Origin of the sequence: Microbacterium sp. LWO12-1.2, assembly GCF_040675875.1 — a bacterium.
Taxonomy (GTDB): Bacteria; Actinomycetota; Actinomycetes; order Actinomycetales; family Microbacteriaceae; genus Microbacterium.
Window position 1 is genome coordinate 1,768,857 of the sequence record NZ_JBEGII010000001.1, and the last position, 18,927, is coordinate 1,787,783.

The following is an 18,927-nucleotide window of genomic DNA, read 5'->3' on the forward strand; positions in this document are numbered from 1 at the left end:
ATCAGCGCGCGGCGGCTCAGCTGTGCGCCGACCACCAGACGAGGAAGGCCGCACCGAGTGCGATCACCCAGCTCACGAGGCTGCCGACGAGGAAGTACTCGGCACGTGCGCCCGTCTCACCGTCGCGGGAGATCTCCGGGAACCGGACGATGCCCTTGGCCGCCAGCATCGCCGCGAGGATCGGGTAGGCGGCCGCGAGCGTGAGGATCAGCACGAGCATCCGCTCGAGCGGCCCGATCAGGCGTCCGCCCTTGAACCCGGCACGCGGATCGGGAGCATTCACCGTCGGCTCCGCGATGTGCTGGACCAGGGTCGGCGTATCGGCCGCCTCCTCGACGGGCGCTGCTGCCGGGTCGGTCACGGGAGCAGTCGCTGCTGCGGGGTCGGTCACGGGAGCAGTCGCTACTGCGGCCGCTTCGCGCGCCGAGTCGATCGGCCGCCAGGTGTGCTCTCCGTCGAGGGCGGCACGTACCACGAGATTCGCGGATTCGAGGAGGAAGGCGGCGAGCCCCAGCACCAGCATCGCCAGATCGAACGAGACCTCCCCGAACGGGGAGCGCAGGTGCCAGATCTGCCCGATCAGACCGGCATCTGCTCGCTCGCCTGTCCAGATGACCGCGCCGACGACGATGAGGGCCAGCAGGACAGCCGGCCAGAATCCCGCCGGTGATGGACGGTCGTCCGGCATGCACCAGACCCAGACCGCGCCGGCGATCAGCGCCGCGATCATCGGAAGCAGCGCATCGCTCACGCTGCCGAGAAGCAGGAGCACGACGGTGGTCGCCAGGTAGCCGATCCAGCGGCGCGGCGCGAACTGCCGAACCAAGTCGGCCGCCCCGATCGCCAGCAGGATGAATCCGGCGATGATCATGACGTCTCCCCCCGCAGCGCGGCCAGTCCCTCGATCAATGCTGCGGAGCCGGCACTGCGCAAGGACTTCGAGACGCTCGGCTGCGTGATGCCCTCCTGCTCGGCGAGTTCGCGCTGGGAGGCACCGGTCAGCCGCCCGTAGGTGAGTCGCCGCTCGCGCTCGTTCATCGAGCCGACCAGCTCATCGCGCACGAGGAGATAGGCGTTGGATGCTCCGATCGTGCTGCTCATGACCTCATCCTGCCCGGGGGCTCCGACAATCCATGAGCGGGTGCGCGGGACGGCGCGAGGTTCCCGCGCGTGCACGGTCTCGATCGCCTCGCGTGCCGCCCACCACCCCGGCCCGTCGGTCAGCGCCCCGTGCGCGGAATCGACTGCGCGGATGGCGCCGACGCCGATCCCGAACCGGAAGGCGATGCCGTCCGGGAGCGCCAGCTGGATCATGAGGAGTCCTGTCATGGCATCCTCGAGGTTCGAGTACACGCCCTGCTGCTCATCCCCCACCGTCGGGGTCAGCGGTTGCGAAGCCAGAGGAGTCTCGCGCTCGACGCGGCTGATCGTGTCATCCAGCACCCGCTGCGCGGCGGCGCGATCGTCGAGCTTGCGGGAACCCACGATGTCGGCGATCACGGCGATGACCATGACATAACCGTATCACGACTACTTCTGGATTAATGCCTCATTTGGCTATAGTCTGTGATCATGCCTGAATCGCACATCATCCCCTGGTCCGAGGGAGCGTGGACCCACGCCCCACAGCACACCATCGAAACCACGGACGCGCATCTCGACGTCACCGCCGTCGAAGGCAGCGACGCCTGGCGGCACACGGCCTACGGTTTCGTGCACGACACCGAACACGCCCTGCTCGCCCCGCTCGCGGTCGGCGAGGCGGTCGACGTCTCGTTCCGCGCCCCCTGGGACGGTCAGTTCGACCAGGCCGGCGTCTTCATCCGCATCGATGACGAGCACTGGGTCAAGACAGGAGTCGAGTTCGCCGACGGTCATCTCGGTCTCGGCGCAGTGGTCACCGACATCCGCTCGGACTGGTCGGTCGGATACGTCGATGACTGGCTCGAGAGCGAGATCACGGTGCGCGTCAGCCGGTGGGCCGATGCCCTGATCATCCGCGCGAAGGCAGATGACGGCCCCTGGCGACTGGTACGCGTGGCACCGTTCTCCGGCGAGGCAGCCGCAGCGGCCGGACCGTTCCTGGCAGCGCCCATGCGCGGCGATCTCACCGTGCGCTTCACCCGGTGGGAGCGCTCGGCCGCTGACGCCGACCTGCACTGAGCACGGCCGGTTGCCCGACGGATCACGGGGAAGATGACAGATCACGGAGGGTGTCCCGACATTCGCTCCGCGATCCGTCGGGACCTCCGTGATCCGTCGGCACCACCCGTCCTCCACACCGCGGCTTAAGAAGGACCTGTCCCCCGGTCGCGGGTTCAGCCCGCCGCTCATCGTCACCTCGCAGGCAGAGTGGAGCGTATGCTCTCCGCCCACGACACCATCCGCGACCTCGGCGGGATCGCCCGCGGGACGCACCTCCAGACGCTCGGCTTCACCCGGCAGCACCTCGCCGACCAGGTGCAGCACGGCACGATCGAGCGTGTGCGACCTGGCGTCTTCGCGATCGCCCCGCTCTCCGAGGATGTCCGTGCGGCGGTCGCCCACGGCGGCGCCCTCAGCTGCATGAGCGTGCTGCGTTCGTACGGGATCTGGGTACTCCCCGATGAGACCGGGCCGCACGTCTGGCTCGGCCCGCATCAACACCCCCTCGCGCACCCGCACTGTCGCTGCATATCGCACTACTACGGAGGAACGCCGGCGCCGGGGTCGGCGAGCATCGAGCGTGCGCTGCTGCATCTGCGACGGTGTGCCGGCGATGAGGCCTTCTTCGCCGCCTATGAGTCCGCATGGCGCATGGGAAAGCTCTCTCGTGCCGCACGCGTTCGGATTCGCGCAGCGCTGCCGCAGATCGCCCGGTGGCTGATCGATCTCGCTCGCCCCGACGCGGACAGCGGTCTCGAATCGCTCCTCCGGCTGCGACTGCACCTGCTCGGCATCCGACTCGATTGTCAGGTGAAGATCGACGGCGTCGGCAGAGTCGACTTCGTCATCGCCCACAGGATCATCCTCGAAGCCGACGGTGAGGAGAACCACGGATCATCGGACAAACGCCATCGCGACCGGATGCGGGATGCCGTCGCGTCCCGCCTCGGCTACGAGACTCTCCGGTTCGACTACGCGCAGATCGTCCATGACTGGCCCACCGTGCAGGCGGCCATCCTCGGTGCGATGCGACGCGTCAAGGGAACTCCCGCACCGGAATGACGGATTCGCACAGTGGCGTGACGGACCCCACCGTCGCATGGCGGATCTCCACAGCGGCATGACGGATCACGGAGAGGATGACGGATCTCGGAGGGTTTCGCGGAGATCCTTCCTCGGATCGTCATTTCCTCCGTGATCCGTCAGCCGTGAAACACCACGTCCCAGCCGTGAACCACCACGTCCCCGCCGGGCTACGAACCGCCCCGGCTACAGTCCGAGGGCGTGCGCCGCAGCCTGGGCCCGAGCCACGAGTTCGGCGCGCTGCTCGGCGACACGCACCGGAGCGGTTCCGCCGGCACCGGTGCGGGAGGCGACGGATCCCTCGATCGTCAGCACCTCGCGCACCGCGGGGACCAGATGCGGTGACACCGAGAGCAGCAGCTCGTCGGAGGCATCCTCCAGTCCGATCCCGTGCTCCTCGCAGGCCCGCACGAGCGCGCCGGAGATCTCGTGCGCGTCGCGGAACGGCACCCGCTGCTTCACGAGCCACTCAGCGACATCCGTCGCGAGCGAGAAACCCTGCGGGGCGAGCTCGGCCATGCGCGCGGTGTCGAAGCGCAGCGTCGCGATCATGCCGGCGAATGCGGGCAGCACGACCTCGAGCGTCTGCACCGAGTCGAAGACCGGCTCCTTGTCCTCCTGCAGGTCGCGGTTGTACGCGAGCGGGAGTCCCTTGAGCGTGGCCAGCAGACCGGACAGGTTCCCGATCAGTCGACCGGACTTGCCGCGCGCGAGCTCGGCGATGTCGGGGTTCTTCTTCTGCGGCATGATGCTCGACCCGGTCGAGTAGCCGTCGTCGAGGGTCACGAACCCGAACTCGCGCGTGTTCCAGAGGATGATCTCCTCCGACAAGCGCGACAGGTCGATGCCGGTCATCGCCGTGATGAACGCGAACTCCGCGACCACATCGCGCGCCGAGGTGCCGTCTAGCGAGTTCTCGGCCGGACGGTCGAGGCCCAGCTCCGTCGCCACGAGCGCAGGATCGAGGCCCAGCGTCGAACCGGCCAGCGCTCCCCCGCCGTACGGCGAGACGCCGGCGCGACGGCGCCAGTCGACGAGGCGCTCGAGCTCACGCACCAGCGGCCAACCGTGCGCCTGCAGGTGGTGGGCGAGCAGCACCGGCTGCGCATGCTGCAGGTGCGTGCGTCCGGGGAGGATCGCGGCGGGGTGCGCTTCGGCCTGGGCCACGAGCGCGTCGATCACCCGCAGGATGTCGCGGGCGATCACCCGCGCGTGGTCGATCAGATACATGCGCACGAGCGTGGCGATCTGGTCGTTGCGACTGCGGCCGGCACGCAGGCGGCCGCCCAGCTCCGGTCCCAGCTCCACGATCAGCGCCTGCTCCAGCGCGCCGTGGACGTCTTCATCGGTCGGCGCAGGCAGCAGGGTGCCGTCGGCGACCTTGCGGGCGACGGCGTCCAGTCCCTCGTGCATGCGCTGCGCCTCGTCGGGCTCCAGGTAGCCGGCGGCGGCCAGTGCCGTCGCGTGGGCGTGGGAGCCGGCGATGTCGTAGGGGGCGAGGATCCAGTCGAAGTGGGTGGAGCGGCTGAGCTCCACCAGCTCCGGGGAGGGGCCGGTCGCGAACCGGGCACCCCAGAGCGCGCCCTCGTTGGTTCCTTCGTGCGTGGCGTCGGCCATCAGTCGTCCTTCTTGCCGAGCAGCCAGACCAGCAGCGCTTTCTGGGCGTGCAGGCGGTTCTCCGCCTCGTCCCAGACCACGCTCTGCGGGCCGTCGATCACGCTGGAATCCACCTCGTACCCGCGGTCGGCGGGGAGGCAGTGGATGAAGATCGCTTCGGAGTCGGCCAAAGCCATGGTCTCCGGGGTGACCTTGTAGGAGCCGAGGTCGCGGATCCGTGCGAGCTTCTCCTCCTCCTTGCCCATCGACACCCAGGTGTCGGTGACGATGACGTCGGCGCCGGCCGCCGCCTCGACCGGGTCGGTGTAGAGCGTGATCGAACCGCCGGTCTCGGCGGCGCGGCGGTCGGCGTCCTCGATCACGTCGGCGCGCGGTGCGTAGTCGGCCGGTGAGGCGATACGCACGTGCATACCGGCGGTGACACCGGCGAGCGCGTACGAGTGCGCCATGTTGCTCTGACCATCGCCGAGGAACGTGAGGGTCAGCCCCTTCAGCTCGCCCTTGTGCTCGCGGATCGTCAGCAGATCAGCGAGCAGCTGGCATGGGTGGAAGTCATCGGAGAGGGCGTTGATGACCGGCACCCGGGTGCCGCGGGCCATCTCCTCGAGCCCGGACTGCGCATACGTGCGCCACACGATCGCCGCGACCTGACGCTCGAGCACACGCGCGGTGTCGGAGGGGGTCTCCTTGCCGCCGAGCTGGCTGTTGGCCGTCGAGATGATCAGCGGCGAACCGCCCAGATCGGCGATGCCGACTGCGAACGAGACGCGAGTGCGGGTGGAGGACTTGTCGAAGATGACCGCGACGGTCTGGGGGCCGGCGAGGCTCTTGTCCGCCCACCGGTCCTTCTTCAGCTCCAGCGCGAGCTCGATGATCTCCGCCTGCTCGGCGGGAGTCAGGTCGTCATCGCGCAGCAGGTGACGGGTCATGCGGAAACCTTTCCGGGGAGGGATGCCTGGACGTCGGCGAGCACGGCCGTGAACAGCTCACGGAACTCGCTCAGCTCGGCGTCGCCGATGGTGAGAGCCGGTGCGATGCGCACGGTCTCGGGGTTCGCAGCGTTCACGATCAGACCGCGCTCCTGCGCCGCGGCGACCACGGCACCGGCGACCGGCTCCGACAGTGCCACGCCGATCAGCAGCCCGCGACCGCGCACCGCGGTGATCAGCGGAGAATCGATGCCGAGGATGATGTCGCGCAGCTCGATCCCGCGCTTCGCGGCGTTCTCGACCAGACCCGCATCCTCGATCTCGGCGAGGACCGCATCGGCGACCGCCGTCGCCAGCGGGTTGCCGCCGAAGGTCGAACCGTGGGATCCCGGCGTGAACAGCGCACTCGCCGACCCGTAGGTCACGAGCGCACCGATCGGGAAGCCGCCGCCGATGCCCTTGGCGAGGGTGATCGCGTCGGGGGTGATGCCCTCGTGGCTGAAGCCGAACCAGGCACCGGTGCGACCGGCTCCGGTCTGGATCTCATCCACGATCAGCAGTGCGCCGTGCTTCAGCGTCAGCGACCGGGCGGCCGCGAGGTACCCCTCCGGAAGCTCGACGACGCCGGCCTCCCCCTGGATGGGCTCGACGATCACGGCAGCCACGCGGCCGTCCATCGCGACTTCGAGCGCCTCGACCGTCGCCGGGATGTGCTCGACGCCACCGGGCATCGGCTCGAACGGCGCGCGCATCGACTCCTTCGCCGTGAGCGCGAGCGATCCCATGGTGCGGCCGTGGAAGCCGTTCTCCAGTGCGATGATGCGGGGGCGTTCAGTGCCGCCATGCAGACGGGCCAGCTTGAACGCGGCCTCGTTGGCCTCGGCGCCGGAGTTGGAGAAGAACACCCGGCCGTCGATGCCGGCACCGGCGAGCCGCTTCAGCCGTGCGGCGAGCGCGAGCTGCGAAGGAGTCGCGAAGTAGTTCGAGACGTGCGCGAGCGTGGCCGCCTGCCGAGACACCGCTTCCACGAACACCGGGTGCGCGTGGCCGAGCGAGGTCACCGCGATGCCGGCGAGGAAGTCGAGGTGGCGTCGCCCTTCCGAGTCCCAGAGGTAGGAGCCCTCACCGCGCGTGAGCAGCGCGAGGCGCGGCCCCGCGTTGAGCACCAGATCGCGGTCTGCGTCGTCCTGCCAGATGGTCATCCTGCCACCACTTCCGTTCCGATTCCTTTGTTGGTGAAGAGTTCCACGAGCACCGAGTGCGGCACCCGTCCGTCGATGATGGCCGCGGCATCCACGCCGCTCTCGACGGCCTCGAGGCACGCGCGCATCTTCGGGATCATGCCCGACTCGAGGCTCGGCAGCATCTCGATGAGAGCTGTGGAGGTGAGGTGCGACACGAGCGAGTCGCGGTTGGGCCAGTCCGCGTACAGGCCGGGCACATCCGTGAGGATCACGAGCTTGCGGGCGTTCAGCGCCACTGCCAGAGCGGATGCCGCGGCATCCGCGTTCACGTTCAACGAGTGCCCAGGGTGGTCGAGATCCGGCGCGATGCTGGAGACGACGGGGATGCGGCCGGCCGCCAGATGGTCGAGGACCGGGGTGGGGTCCACCTCCACCACGTCGCCGACGCGGCCGAGGTCGACCTCTTCCCCGTCGATCATGACGCCACGGCGACGCCCGCCGAACAGACCGGCGTCCTCACCGCTGAGCCCGGTGGCGATGGGGCCGTGGGAGTTGATCTTGGTGACGAGCTGCGGGTTGACCTGACCGGTGAGCACCATGCGCACCACGCTGATCGCCTCGGTGTTGGTGACCCGGTAGCCGCCCTTGAACTCGCTGGGGATGTCGAGGCGCTGCAGCATGTCGGAGATCTGCGGGCCGCCGCCGTGCACGACCACCGGCTGCACACCGACGTACCGGAGGTAGGCGATGTCCTGCGCGAATGCGTCCTGCAGCTCTTCCGAGACCATGGCGTTGCCGCCGTACTTGACCACCACGATCTGATCGCGGAACTTCTTCAGCCACGGCAGCGACTCGATGAGGGTCGTGGCCTTCTGCGCGGCGACCTCGGCAGGAGTGTCCTGGATGTCCGTCATGAGGCGTACGCGCTGTTCTCGTGCACGTAGTCGTGCGTGAGGTCGTTCGTGAGGATCGTCGCGGTGGCCTCACCGATGCGCAGGTCGATCAGCAGATGCGTGGCGCGCGGGGTGAGGTCGACCTCTTCGCGCGGACGGTCAGGACCGCCGGCGGTGCAGACGCGCACGCCGTTCATCCAGACGTCGACGTCGTAGGGGTCGAACTGCGCTCCGGTGGTGCCGATGGCCGCGAGCACGCGTCCCCAGTTCGGGTCGTTGCCGAAGATCGCGGCCTTGAACAGGTTGTTCCGTGCGACCGAACGACCGACCTCCACGGCATCCTTCTCGGAGACCGCATGACGGACCTCGATCGTGATGTCGTGGCTCGCACCCTCCGCATCGCCCTGCAGCTTGACTGCGAGCTCCTGCGAGAGCTCGACCAGCGCCGCCGTGAACTCCTCGATGTCGGGTTTCACACCACTCGCACCGTTCGCGAGCAGGGTGACCTGGTCGTTGGTCGACATGCAGCCGTCGGAGTCGAGACGGTCGAACGTGCGACCCGTCGCGGCACGCAGGGCGGAGTCCGCTTCGAGCGCCTCGAGGTCGGCGTCGGTCGTGATCACGACGAGCATGGTCGCGAGCCCAGGGGCGAGCATGCCCGCGCCCTTCGCCATGCCCCCGATGCTCCAGCCGTCGCGACTGACGACCGCGGTCTTGGCCACGGTGTCGGTGGTCATGATCGCCTGTGCCGCGAGGTCTCCCCCGTCGGCGCTGAGTGCGGCGATCGCCTGCGCCGTGCCGTCGAGCACCTTGGCGCGGAAGACGTCGTCGCCGGTGCCGATCAGTCCGGTCGAGCACACCAGCACGTCACCCGCGCTGACGCCCAGGAGCTCTGCGGCCTTCTCGGCGGTCTGGTGCGTGGTCTGGAAGCCGAAGCTCCCGGTGAAGCAGTTCGCCCCGCCGGAGTTGAGCACCACGGCCTCGACGACCCGGTCGGCGATCACCTGCTGCGACCAGATGATCGGGTTCGCCTTGGCGCGGTTGCTCGTGAACACCGCGGCGCCGATCTTGCGCGGGCCGCGGTTGACGACGACGGCGACGTCGGGTTTACCTGTCGACTTGAGTCCTGCGACGACTCCGGCCGCTTCGAACCCGGCCGGTGCGGTGACGCTCACAGCGACACCTCGATGATGAGTGCCTCGATGGTCATGGTGCGACTCCGTTGATTGAGAGGGCGCGGTCCTCGGGAAGCCCGAGCGCGATGTTCATGGATTGGATGGCGGCGCCGGCGGTGCCCTTGACGAGGTTGTCGACAGCCGTGACGACCGTGACGCGGTTCGCGGCCCGGTCGATCGCGAGACCGATCAACGCCGTGTTGGCGCCGAGCACATCGGCCGTGCGCGGGAAGCTGCCTTCGGGGAGCAGGTGCACGAAGGGCTCGCCGTCGTATGCGCTCTCCCAGGCCTCGCGGATCTCGGCGTCGGTGACGCCCGCGACGATCGGCGCGGTGGAGGTGGCGAGGATGCCGCGCGACATCGGCACGAGCACCGGGGTGAAGGAGATGCGGATGCCGTCAGGGGCTGCCCCAGTGGATGCGGCGAGCGCCTGCCGGATCTCAGGGATGTGCCGGTGCGTACCGCCGACCGCGTAGGGGTTGGCGGTGCCGAGGATCTCGCTGGCGAGCAGGTTCGACTTCAGACTCTTGCCTGCGCCCGATGGGCCCACCGCGAGCACCGAGACGATGTCGCCCGGATCGATCACCCCGGCCGCGACGCCGGGCACCAGGCTCAGGCTGACCGTGGACGCATTGCACCCGGGGGCCGCGATCCTGGTCGCGCCACGAAGAGCTTCGCGCTGCTTCGTCCCGCCGACGAGCAGCTCGGGCACACCGTAGGACCACGGCTCATGGAAGGCTCCGCCGTAGAACGCGTCCCAGGCGTCCTGCGAGGTCAGCCGGTGGTCGGCACCCGCATCGATCACGAGCGGGGTGTCGCCGAGCGCGTCGGTGTACTGGCCAGACTGCCCGTGCGGCAGGGCCAGGAACACGATGTCGTGCCCGGCCAGGATCTCTGGGGTGGTGTCCTGCAGCGTCAGGCCCGCGAGCGAGCGCAGGTGCGGCTGATGCTGGATCAGCGGCTGCCCCGCGTTCGAATGTGCGGTGACGGTGCGGATCTCGATGTCGGGATGACCGGCGAGGAGGCGCAGAATCTCGCCGCCTGCGTAGCCGGATGCGCCGGAGACGGCGACGGAATACGTCATGCTTCTACCTTAACGGTCGGGCCCCTTCGACAAGGGCTCAGGAGAGTGGCCGAGGCGGCGACACCGGCACTCGACCGCCGGCTGGCAGGAGCGCAGGGGTCGCCTAAAGTCGGCGGTCGCCCCGGCGTCGGCGCACCACAACGACACTCGGAACGAGCGTCAGAGAAGCGGATACGGCCGAAGGCATGCCGCGACGATAGCGCGCCTCCGACAGCATCCGCAAATCTGGCACGTCATGTGGCGTCGCGTAGCCTGCCAGGCGCGGCGAAGAATTCCCGCTCATGTGCGCTGGACAGCGCGAAGGCGCGCCGCATGCGGGCGCGCGTCTCGACGTCCGCCTGCGCCGCAGCCTCGGTGACGTACGCGACCGCCTGGGCCGTCGCCTCCGCGAAAGCCGGGTCGGCGTAGGTCGCGAGCCAGGAGGCGTACGGATGGTCAGAATCCTGCGGACGGCTGCCGAACGCCCCGGCGTGCAGCCGCTCCCCGAGGTCGGTGTAGAGCCAGAAGCAGGGCAGGATCGCGGCGATCAGCTCGGGGTACCGACCGTCGAACGCCGTGGCGCGCAGATGGTCGAGGTACGCCACCGTGTCGTGCGCCGGCTCCGCCGCGAACGTGGCCGCGGTGACTCCCTGCGCCGGAGTGAGCCAGGAGGCGTGCAGCTCGAGCTCCCCGACGATCGAGCCATAGGCGGACTGCGCCCAGAACGCCTGCTCCGCAGAGGTGGGGGCACGCCGCGCGGCCTCCGCCAGCACGCGGGCGTACTCGCGCAGGTAGAGCGCATCCTGCGCGAGGTAGAAGACGAACGGCTCCCGCTGCAGCGTGCCGTCGGCGAGCGCGCGGATGAACGGCAGGGCGTCGATCTCGGCCCTGATATCCGCGATGCCGTCCCACCACTCGGCGGCCACGTCCGCAGCCGTCGGGCGGGTGCTCAGACCCCCGCGGGTCCAGAGTCCCGCGAAATGGTGGATGGGGCCATGCCCGCCACCCACGTCGAGTGCGCTGCTCTCGCGGAGCGACTCCCGCAGCCAGGCGCGCGCGTGCGAGACCGCAGCGACGGGATCCTGCCCCCGGGCGAGCAGCGTCGCGATCGCGGACGACAGGGAGCATCCGGTTCCGTGGGTGTTCGCGGTGTCGATGCGCGTACCCGTGAAGTGCTGCCGGCCCCCTGTCGCTGCGTCGATGAGGGCATCCGGCGCCTCCGCACCCTCGAGATGGCCACCCTTCACGAGCACTGCCGCTCCGATCTGCGCCGAGAGTGCTTCAGCTGCGGCGAGCGCATCGGACCAGCCGGTGATCTCCCGTCCCACCAGCACCGCGAGCTCCGCGAGGTTCGGCGTCACGACATCCGCGCGCTCGAGCAGTTCCCGGAGCGCCGATTCCGCTGCGGTGTCGAGGAGCCGGTCTCCGCTGGTGGCGACCATGACGGGGTCGACCACCACGATCGATGGACGGACGGCGTCGAGCCAAGCGATCACGGTGCGGACGGCCTCGGCATCCGCGAGCATCCCGATCTTGACCGCGTCGATGACGATGTCATCCGACAGCGCGTCGAGCTGCTGCCGCAGGAAGTCGGACGGCGGGACGTGGATCGCCCGCACGCCGCGGGTGTTCTGCACGGTCAACGCGGCGATCGCGGCCATGCCGTATCCCCCGTTGGCCGCGATCGACTTGAGATCCGCCTGGATGCCCGCCCCTCCGGAGGGGTCGCTGCCGGCGATCGTGAGCACGCGCGGCACCGAGACCGCCTGCCAGCGCCCACGGAACTCCTTCGCCGCCGCAGCCGGATCCTCGGCAGCGCAGAGCGCCGATACCACCGCGATCCCGACAGCGCCTGCGGCACGCAACGGCTCGATGTCATCGATCCCGACCCCGCCGATCGCCACGCACGGCAGCGGGCTCTCGGCCGCGAACTGCCGGAATCCCTCGATACCGAGGGCCGGCGGGTGGTCCGCCTTGGTGAGCGTCGGGCGGATGACACCGACCCCGAGGTAGTCGACCGTGCCCGGCGGAAGCGCGCGGACTGCGTCGAGGTGCTCCGGCGCATTCGCGGTGAGTCCGATCAGGGCATCGGGCCCGAGCTCCTGGCGCGCCCGCAGCACTGAGGCGTCACCCTGGCCGAGGTGGACACCGTCGACCCTGGCTCCGCGACGCCGCGCCTCGAGCGCCGCGTCCAGGCGGTCGTTGACGACGAGCAGCGCGCGACCGTCGATCGCTGCCGACAGGTCGAGCAGCTGCTCCACGACCTCACCGTCCGACGCGTGCTTCTCGCGGAGCTGCACGAGGCGCACTCCGCCGTCGACCGCGTGGCGGACGGTCTCGATCACGCCGCGTTCGCCGCACAGGGCCGCGTCGGTGACCAGGTAGAGCGACAGGTCGGCGCTCATCGGGCGCTCTCCTCGACGCGGGCAGCGACCAGGAGGTCATCCGGCTGCACGCCGGCGAGGGCATCGAGCAGGGCGACGGCGAAGCTGCCGGGCCCTGAGGAAACCACGGCGGCGCGCTCTGCGGCGATCGTATAGACGAGCGTGGCAGCCGCAATCGCGCTGAGCGCGGAGATGTCGGTCCCACGCGCGGCACCGAGGAATGCCGCCATCACGGCACCGAGAGCGCAGCCGCCGCCTGTGACGAGAGTGAGCAGCGGGTCGCCGTTCGCGATGCGGATCACGCGCTCCCCGTCGGTGAGCAGGTCGACCGGACCGGAGACCGCGACCACGCTGCCGTACCGGTGGGCCAGGGAGGTAGCCGCGTCGGCGGCCTCGTCCGTGCTGTCGGTGGCGTCCACACCGCGGCCGCCTCCGCTGAGTCCGGCGAGCGCGAGGATCTCCGAGGCATTGCCACGAACTGCCGTGGGGCGCAGCGCCACGAGTTCCTGCGCCAATGCTGTGCGCACCGGGAGCGCGCCGATGGCGACCGGGTCGAGCACCCAGGGCGTCCCGGCGGTCGAGGCTCCCTCTGCGGCCTCCAGGCTCGCGGCCTGCTGTTCCGGCGTGGGAGTGCCGAGGTTGATCAGCACCCCGGAGGCGATGCCGGCGAACATGCCGCTCTCCCCCGCGATGTCTACCATCGCGGGGGCAGCGCCCGTGGCGAGGAGCACATTCGCGGTGAAGCCGGTGACGACCGCGTTGGTGATGCAGTGCGTCAGGGGCGGAGTGGCTCGCAGTCTCGCGAGCAGCACCACCGCCTCGGACACCACGGTGGATTCGGACGATGGACGCAGACGATCGCTCAATGCGACATCCCTTCGCTAGTACGAACTAGATCAGGTTCGACGGGTCTGTTCTCAGCCGCGGTTGCGGCACCCCGTGTCACTGATCGCAGTCTAGCGAAGCGAGGTGCCGCTCAGAGGAGCTCGGCCAGCAGCGCGCGTTCGTCTTCTCGCGCGAGGCCCGCGCGCCGCTCGCGGTCGACGCCGCGCGCGATCTCATCGGCGACGACGCGGGCGATCGTGTCGTCGATCGCCCGCAGCGCTCCGCCTGTTCGATGGAACGCCGCGTTGGAGCGCGTCATGAACCCGGTCATGTCGGCGGGCAGCCACAGCGGCAGCGACCTCTCTCCCGACCAGTACGCGACGCCATGGTCTGCGAGCCAGTCTTCGTCGGCGATGACGGTCTCACCGCGGTGGCCGACAGCATCCTGGATCCGCAGGAGCACATCCTGCAGCGGATGCCGATCGCCGATCGCGTTCACCGCACCGCTGACGCCTGCTGCCGATGCCGTGATCACGTAGGCGGCGAGGTCGTCGACGTCGATCACCTGCGTCACACGGCCCTCCAGCGGCGGGAGCAGCACCGAGTCGCCCCTGGCGCGGGCGAACGCCGCTGCCCAGTAGCCGAACCGATCGCTGGGGTCGCCGTCGCCGACGATCAACCCGGGGCGCACGATCAGCGCCCGGTCGCCCAGCGCGCGCACCTGCTGCTCGGCGGCGACCTTCTCTGCCGCATAGTCGTATTCGTCGCCCGGCCTGGCCGCCTCATGCACCGGCGCGGACTCGTCGGCGCACACGGTCGCATCGTCGGCGTAGACCGACATCGACGAGATGTAAGACCATCGCTGCGCATGTGCCCCGAGCGCGGCCACGGCGGCTGCCACATGATCGGCCCGCGAGGAGATGTCGACCACGTGATCCCAGCCGCGGGCAAGCCCGTCGTAGGCGTCGGGCTGATCACGGTCGCCGCGTACGAGCGTCACGCCCGCCGGAGCAGGCCGCGCGCCGCGGGCGAGGCACGTCACCGCCGCTCCGTCATCCGCCCATCGGCGGGCGATCCGCCCGGAGAGCCAGCCGGTTCCGCCCAGGATCAGCACTTCCGTCATGACCCCATGTCACCAGCATCCGGAGCCACAGGGAAGAACTTCCGCTCAGAGCAGAGGCGTCGTCAGCGGGCGGAGAGGTCGTCGAGGCCTGCCAGCTGCGGGATCGTCCAGGTCGGATCCGGCCGCCAGTCGCGCCACTCGGCGTCGAACGGCCAGTCCCCCTCGCGGAACGACACGATGGCCGCATCCGCATGGCGCTCGATCTGCGCGGCCTGTTCTGCGCTGAGGCGCCCCTGTTCGATCGCGGCGATGACCTCGTCCTCGTCCTTCAGATGGATGCCGCCGGCCGCGTCGATCTCCACATCGAGGATATGGTCGGACGTGTACGTGTCGTGATCGGTACGCAGGTGCGCGTTCTCGAGGTTCACATACCACCCGGCGAACTCCCACTCCGGACCGGTCACGTCGCTCCAGAACAGCCACACCGACCACGCGGCGCCCGCAGGGGCGATCCGCAGGATGCCGTTGCCCCACCACTCCTCGACGATGCGCGTGCGCGGTTCGATCCAGCGGCGATCGAGCGGCACGCTGCGTACCCGCTGACCGTCCGGCGCGCCCTGACCCTCCTGGAGGGTGCCCGCAGCCAGCCACGCGACGAGGCCGCGTTCGTCGTCGCGCACCACCCGCGTCGGAGTGATCGTCGACGGCTCCCCCGGCTGCCAGCCCGGCTTGCGGTAGTGCCAGTCGATCTGCGCGCCGGGGGCGAGGAACGGTCCCTCGCCCAACGGGCGCACGCCCTCGGGCACGGCCGCCGGGGTGCTCTGCGGAAGGATGCTCATCCCGTCACGCTACCCCGGACAGACCGCGCCGTCGGTGTGAAACCCTGTCTGCGTGGGTGCTGCTCAGTCCCGCAGTGCCGCGCCGAAACGCTCTGCCGCGACAGCGACACCGGCGAGCTTCGCCTCGGTGGCCTCCGCTGCCGTCAGCGTGCGGTCGTCGGCACGGAAGCGCAGGGCGAACGTCAGGCTCTTGGAGCCGTCGGGAACGCCCTCGCCGCGGTAGTCGTCGACCAGACGCACGGACTCGAGCAGGGCACCGGCACCTTCTGCCAGTGCCGCGCGCACGTCACCGGCAGCCACATCGGCAGGAAGCGTCAGAGACACGTCCTGCGTGGCCGCGGTGAACGTCGACAGCGACTCGGCGACGACCCGCCGTCCTGCCAGCGACAGGATGAGGTCGAGGTCGAGCTCGAGCACGACAGCCCGTCCGGGAAGATCCGCGTCATCCGAGACCACGGGGTGCAGCTCACCGACGTAGCCGACCTCGGCACCGTCGACCTGCAGCGTGCCCGTGCGTCCGGGGTGCAGAGCGGCCCGCTGAGACTGCACGACGTCGATCTCGACACCGGCGGCGCTCGCGATGACCCGTGCGGCATCGAGCGCCTCGGACAGGCCCGCGGGCTCGGCCGGACGACCGGGCTGACGCGACACGATGTTGCCGGTGAGCAGCAGCGCGAGGTGGCGGTGCTGCGGCGGGATCGAGGCGTTCAGTGCGGCAAGCGTCTCGTCAGAGGGGCGCACGCCCAGCGGCGGGACCTCGTCGGTGCCGTAGGTCACGCCGGGCTCCGGGAGGAACACCGCGCCGGTTTCGAAGATCGCCAGATCGGTGAGCCCGCGCGCGATGTTGCGATGCGCGGTCTGCAGCAGACCGGGCACCAGCGAGCGACGCAGGAACGGCGCCTGACCGTCGAGCGGGTTCGCCAGACGGATGCTGGGCAGGTGCTCACCGGATGCGGAGCCGTGCAGGTCGTTCTGCGCCTCGGTCGTGAACGGGAACGCCGGGGTCTCGACGAAGCCGGCGGCAGCGAGCGCGTCGGCGACGCGACGGCGGCCCTGCTGCAGCGGCGTGAGGCCACGGCCGGACGGCGGCGTCGGCAGCACCGAGGGGATGCGGTCGAGTCCGTGGATGCGCGCGACCTCTTCGGCCAGCGTCCACTTGTCGGTCAGATCCGGGCGCCAGGTGGGCGGGATGACCGTCCACCCAAGGGTCCTTGAGCCTCCGTCCTGGGTCCCTGAGCCTCCGTCCTGGGTCCCTGAGCCTCCGTCCTGGGTCCCTGAGCCTCCGTCCTGGGTCCCTGAGCTTGTCGAAGGGTCGGCAACCGCCACCTCGGCGCCGATCGTGGTCAGCGCGCCGGTGATCTCGTCGTCGGTGTAGTCGACGCCGATGAGCCCCTGCACGAAGCCGGCAGGCAGCTCGATCTCGGCGACGAAGACCTCGGCGAACAGCGCGCCTCCCTCTTCCGTGAGCGTGCCGCCGGCCAGATCGACCATGAGGTCGGCGGCACGTCGCGCGGCCACGAACGGGATCAACGGGTCGACACCGCGCTCGAAGCGCTTGGACGCCTCACTGGGCAGCTTGTGCCGACGGGCCGTGCGCGCGATCGTGATGGGGTCGAAGGTCGCGGCCTCGATCAGCACGTTCTTCGTGGTCTCGCTCATCTCGGTCGTGCCGCCGCCCATGACGCCGGCCAGACCGATCGGACCGGAGCCGTCGGTGATGAGCAGGTCCTCGACGTGGAGCGCGCGGTCCTGGCCGTCGAGCGTGGTCATCTTCTCGCCCGGCGTCGCACGGCGCACCGTGATGCCGCCGTCGAGCTTGTCGAGGTCGTAGCCGTGCAGGGGCTGCCCCAGCTCGAGCATGACGTAGTTCGTGATGTCGATCAGCACGCCCAGCGAGCGCATGCCCGCCAGCGTCAACCGGGCGATCATCCACGGCGGGGTCGGACGCGAAGGGTCGACGCCGCGCACCACGCGAGTGACGAACTCGCTCGCACCGACACGGCCGCGCACCGGCGCGACGTCGTCGACGACGGTCGTGTGTCCGCTGCCCGGCTGCAGCTCCGCGAAGTCTCGGTCGGCGGGGTCGCGGAACGTCGCTCCGGTCGCGTGCGAGTACTCGCGGGCGACACCGCGCAACGAGAACGCGTAGCCGCGGTCGGGCGTGACGTTGATCTCGACAGCGACGTCGTCGAGCCCCAGCAGCGCGATCGCATCGGTGCCGACGGGTGCGTCGATGCCGAGGTCGGAGAGCACGACGATGCCGTTGTGCTCATCCCCCAGGCCGAGCTCCCGCGCCGACGCGATCATGCCGTCGGACACGTGGCCGTAGGTCTTGCGCGCGGCGATCGGGAACGGCCCTGGGAGCACAGCGCCGGGCAGGGTGACGATGACCTTGTCGCCGGCGACGAAGTTGTGCGCGCCGCAGACGATGCCACGGATACCGCCGTGTTCCTCGCCCACGTCGACCTGGCACCAGTTGATGGTCTTGCCGTTGGACTGCGGCTCGCCCTCCAGCGAGACGACCTGCCCGACGACGACGGGACCGGAGATCTCGAAGCGGTGCACGTCCTCCTCTTCGAAGCCGACCGTCACCAACGCCGCGAGGACATCCTCCGGCGCGGCATCCGCTGCCACATCGACGTACTCACGCAACCACGAAAGCGGGACGCGCATCACACCACCATCCCGTACTGCTCGCTGAAACGGACATCGCCCTCGGCCATGTCGCGCATGTCCTGCACATCGCTGCGGAACATGAGTCCCCGCTCGATGCCCATTCCGAACGCGAAGCCGCTGTACACCTCGGGGTCGATCCCTGCCGCGCGCAGCACGTTCGGGTTGACCATGCCGCAGCCGCCCCACTCGATCCAGCGCGCGCCGCCCTTGAAGGTCGGGTGCCACAGGTCGAGCTCGGCGGAGGGCTCGGTGAAGGGGAAGTAGTTGGTGCGGAAACGCGTCTTGGCCTCGGCGCCGAAGAGCTGCTTCGCGAAGTGATCCAGGGTGCCCTTGAGGTGCGCCATCGTGATGCCCTTGTCGATCACGAGGCCCTCGAACTGGGTGAAGACAGGGAGGTGCGTGGCGTCGAACTCATCGGTCCGGTAGACGCGGCCGGGGCACAGCACGTAGATCGGCACCTCACGGTCGAGCATCGAGCGCACCTGCACGGGGCTCGTGTGCGTGCGCATCACGAGGTGACGCGAGGTCGGGTCGACGTAGAACGTGTCCTGCTCCTGGCGCGCAGGGTGATCCACGTCGAAGTTGAGCGCGTCGAAGTTGAACCACTCGTGCTCGAGCTCCGGTCCCTCCGCGATCTCCCAGCCCATGCCGACGAAGATGTCGCACACCTGGTCCTGCAGGAGCGTGAGCGGATGCCGGGCGCCGACACGAGTGCGCGATGGCACGGCCGTGATGTCGATGCGCTCGGCCTCGAGGCGCGCGGTGACCTCGGCCGCCGCGAGTTCGGCTTCCTTCGCCGCCAGCGCCTGCGTGACCTGACCGCGGCCCTGGCCGACGAGCTTGCCGAACGCGGCCTTGTTCTCCGGCGCGACCTGACGCATCGACGCGTTCAGGACCGCGAGAGGCGATCCTTCGGCGACGTGCGCGGCACGGACGGCTTTGAGCTCGGCGGTGTCGGCGGCAGCACCGATCGCGGCGAGCGCTGCGGCGACGGCCGCTTCGACGGCTTCTGGGGTGATCTCGGGAGACTCAGACACGAGATAGGAGTCTA

General features: G+C 69.7%; 16 protein-coding genes and 1 riboswitch. Of the genes, 2 read left to right on the forward strand and 14 right to left on the reverse strand.

Features of this window, described 5'->3' with window-relative positions:
* Positions 1-16: 16 nt before the first annotated feature.
* Entirely contained in the window at positions 17-871 is an 855-nt protein-coding gene (locus MRBLWO12_RS08465; RefSeq protein WP_363554503.1) for a hypothetical protein, read from the reverse strand.
* The gene (locus MRBLWO12_RS08470) at positions 868-1,512 is read right to left on the reverse strand and encodes a SatD family protein (protein ID WP_363554505.1); all 645 of its coding nucleotides are present in this window, start codon (positions 1,510-1,512) and stop codon (positions 868-870) included. The genes MRBLWO12_RS08465 and MRBLWO12_RS08470 overlap by 4 nt, the downstream gene beginning before the upstream one ends.
* Before the next feature lie 60 nt (positions 1,513-1,572).
* Here MRBLWO12_RS08470 and MRBLWO12_RS08475 point away from each other — a divergent pair, with 60 nt between their 5' ends.
* Both MRBLWO12_RS08475 and MRBLWO12_RS08480 read left to right on the forward strand, forming a co-directional pair.
* The gene (locus MRBLWO12_RS08475) at positions 1,573-2,163 is read left to right on the forward strand and encodes a DUF1349 domain-containing protein (RefSeq protein ID WP_363554507.1); all 591 of its coding nucleotides are present in this window, start codon (positions 1,573-1,575) and stop codon (positions 2,161-2,163) included.
* Between the two features lie 198 nt (positions 2,164-2,361).
* A complete protein-coding gene (locus MRBLWO12_RS08480; RefSeq protein ID WP_363554509.1) occupies positions 2,362-3,207 on the forward strand; it encodes an endonuclease domain-containing protein in 846 nt (281 codons plus the stop codon).
* 207 nt (positions 3,208-3,414) lie between these two features.
* Here the strand turns inward: MRBLWO12_RS08480 and argH are convergent, their stop codons facing one another.
* The 12 genes from argH to pheS form a co-directional block, all read right to left on the reverse strand.
* Entirely contained in the window at positions 3,415-4,845 is a 1,431-nt protein-coding gene (gene argH / locus MRBLWO12_RS08485) for an argininosuccinate lyase (protein WP_363554511.1), read from the reverse strand.
* Positions 4,845-5,774, reverse strand: coding sequence for an ornithine carbamoyltransferase (gene argF / locus MRBLWO12_RS08490; protein ID WP_363554513.1), 930 nt, complete (start codon positions 5,772-5,774; stop codon positions 4,845-4,847). The genes argH and argF overlap by 1 nt, the downstream gene beginning before the upstream one ends.
* A complete protein-coding gene (locus tag MRBLWO12_RS08495) occupies positions 5,771-6,976 on the reverse strand; it encodes an acetylornithine transaminase (protein WP_363554515.1) in 1,206 nt (401 codons plus the stop codon). Before MRBLWO12_RS08495 ends, argF begins: the two co-directional genes overlap by 4 nt.
* Positions 6,973-7,872 (reverse strand): acetylglutamate kinase, encoded by a 900-nt coding sequence (gene argB / locus MRBLWO12_RS08500; protein ID WP_363554517.1) that lies wholly within the window; start codon positions 7,870-7,872, stop codon positions 6,973-6,975. Before argB ends, MRBLWO12_RS08495 begins: the two co-directional genes overlap by 4 nt.
* Positions 7,869-9,026 carry a bifunctional glutamate N-acetyltransferase/amino-acid acetyltransferase ArgJ gene (gene argJ / locus MRBLWO12_RS08505; protein ID WP_363554519.1) on the reverse strand — a complete coding sequence of 386 codons (1,158 nt, stop codon included), beginning with the start codon at positions 9,024-9,026 and terminating at the stop codon, positions 7,869-7,871. Before argJ ends, argB begins: the two co-directional genes overlap by 4 nt.
* Positions 9,027-9,057: 31 nt before the next feature.
* Positions 9,058-10,110, reverse strand: coding sequence for an N-acetyl-gamma-glutamyl-phosphate reductase (gene argC, locus MRBLWO12_RS08510; protein WP_363554521.1), 1,053 nt, complete (start codon positions 10,108-10,110; stop codon positions 9,058-9,060).
* A gap of 233 nt (positions 10,111-10,343) precedes the next feature.
* On the reverse strand, positions 10,344-12,494 hold the full coding sequence (locus MRBLWO12_RS08515; RefSeq protein WP_363554523.1) for a bifunctional hydroxymethylpyrimidine kinase/phosphomethylpyrimidine kinase: 2,151 nt from the start codon (positions 12,492-12,494) through the stop codon (positions 10,344-10,346).
* Positions 12,491-13,339, reverse strand: a complete 849-nt coding sequence (gene thiM / locus MRBLWO12_RS08520) for a hydroxyethylthiazole kinase (RefSeq protein WP_363554525.1) — start codon at positions 13,337-13,339, stop codon at positions 12,491-12,493. Before thiM ends, MRBLWO12_RS08515 begins: the two co-directional genes overlap by 4 nt.
* Positions 13,330-13,423: riboswitch (TPP riboswitch) on the reverse strand. Its footprint overlaps the gene before it by 10 nt.
* A 26-nt stretch (positions 13,424-13,449) precedes the next feature.
* Positions 13,450-14,421 carry an NAD-dependent epimerase/dehydratase family protein gene (locus tag MRBLWO12_RS08525; protein ID WP_363554527.1) on the reverse strand — a complete coding sequence of 324 codons (972 nt, stop codon included), beginning with the start codon at positions 14,419-14,421 and terminating at the stop codon, positions 13,450-13,452.
* A gap of 62 nt (positions 14,422-14,483) precedes the next feature.
* On the reverse strand, positions 14,484-15,200 hold the full coding sequence (locus MRBLWO12_RS08530) for a DUF402 domain-containing protein (protein WP_363554529.1): 717 nt from the start codon (positions 15,198-15,200) through the stop codon (positions 14,484-14,486).
* A gap of 63 nt (positions 15,201-15,263) precedes the next feature.
* A complete protein-coding gene (locus tag MRBLWO12_RS08535; RefSeq protein WP_363554531.1) occupies positions 15,264-17,873 on the reverse strand; it encodes a phenylalanine--tRNA ligase subunit beta in 2,610 nt (869 codons plus the stop codon).
* Positions 17,873-18,913 (reverse strand): phenylalanine--tRNA ligase subunit alpha, encoded by a 1,041-nt coding sequence (gene pheS / locus MRBLWO12_RS08540; protein WP_141871369.1) that lies wholly within the window; start codon positions 18,911-18,913, stop codon positions 17,873-17,875. Before pheS ends, MRBLWO12_RS08535 begins: the two co-directional genes overlap by 1 nt.
* Between the last annotated feature and the right edge of the window lie 14 nt (positions 18,914-18,927).

Bases quoted from the DNA above. Each gene is read 5' to 3' on its own strand.
- MRBLWO12_RS08465 (WP_363554503.1), bottom strand. From the start codon at position 871: ATGATCATCGCCGGATTCATCCTGCTGGCGATCGGGGCGGCCGACTTG.
- MRBLWO12_RS08470 (WP_363554505.1), bottom strand. From the start codon at position 1,512: ATGGTCATCGCCGTGATCGCCGACATCGTGGGTTCCCGCAAGCTCGAC.
- MRBLWO12_RS08475 (WP_363554507.1), top strand. From the start codon at position 1,573: ATGCCTGAATCGCACATCATCCCCTGGTCCGAGGGAGCGTGGACCCAC.
- MRBLWO12_RS08480 (WP_363554509.1), top strand. From the start codon at position 2,362: ATGCTCTCCGCCCACGACACCATCCGCGACCTCGGCGGGATCGCCCGC.
- argH (WP_363554511.1), bottom strand. From the start codon at position 4,845: ATGGCCGACGCCACGCACGAAGGAACCAACGAGGGCGCGCTCTGGGGT.
- argF (WP_363554513.1), bottom strand. From the start codon at position 5,774: ATGACCCGTCACCTGCTGCGCGATGACGACCTGACTCCCGCCGAGCAG.
- MRBLWO12_RS08495 (WP_363554515.1), bottom strand. From the start codon at position 6,976: ATGACCATCTGGCAGGACGACGCAGACCGCGATCTGGTGCTCAACGCG.
- argB (WP_363554517.1), bottom strand. From the start codon at position 7,872: ATGACGGACATCCAGGACACTCCTGCCGAGGTCGCCGCGCAGAAGGCC.
- argC (WP_363554521.1), bottom strand. From the start codon at position 10,110: ATGACGTATTCCGTCGCCGTCTCCGGCGCATCCGGCTACGCAGGCGGC.
- MRBLWO12_RS08515 (WP_363554523.1), bottom strand. From the start codon at position 12,494: ATGAGCGCCGACCTGTCGCTCTACCTGGTCACCGACGCGGCCCTGTGC.
- MRBLWO12_RS08525 (WP_363554527.1), bottom strand. From the start codon at position 14,421: ATGACGGAAGTGCTGATCCTGGGCGGAACCGGCTGGCTCTCCGGGCGG.
- MRBLWO12_RS08530 (WP_363554529.1), bottom strand. From the start codon at position 15,200: ATGAGCATCCTTCCGCAGAGCACCCCGGCGGCCGTGCCCGAGGGCGTG.
- MRBLWO12_RS08535 (WP_363554531.1), bottom strand. From the start codon at position 17,873: ATGCGCGTCCCGCTTTCGTGGTTGCGTGAGTACGTCGATGTGGCAGCG.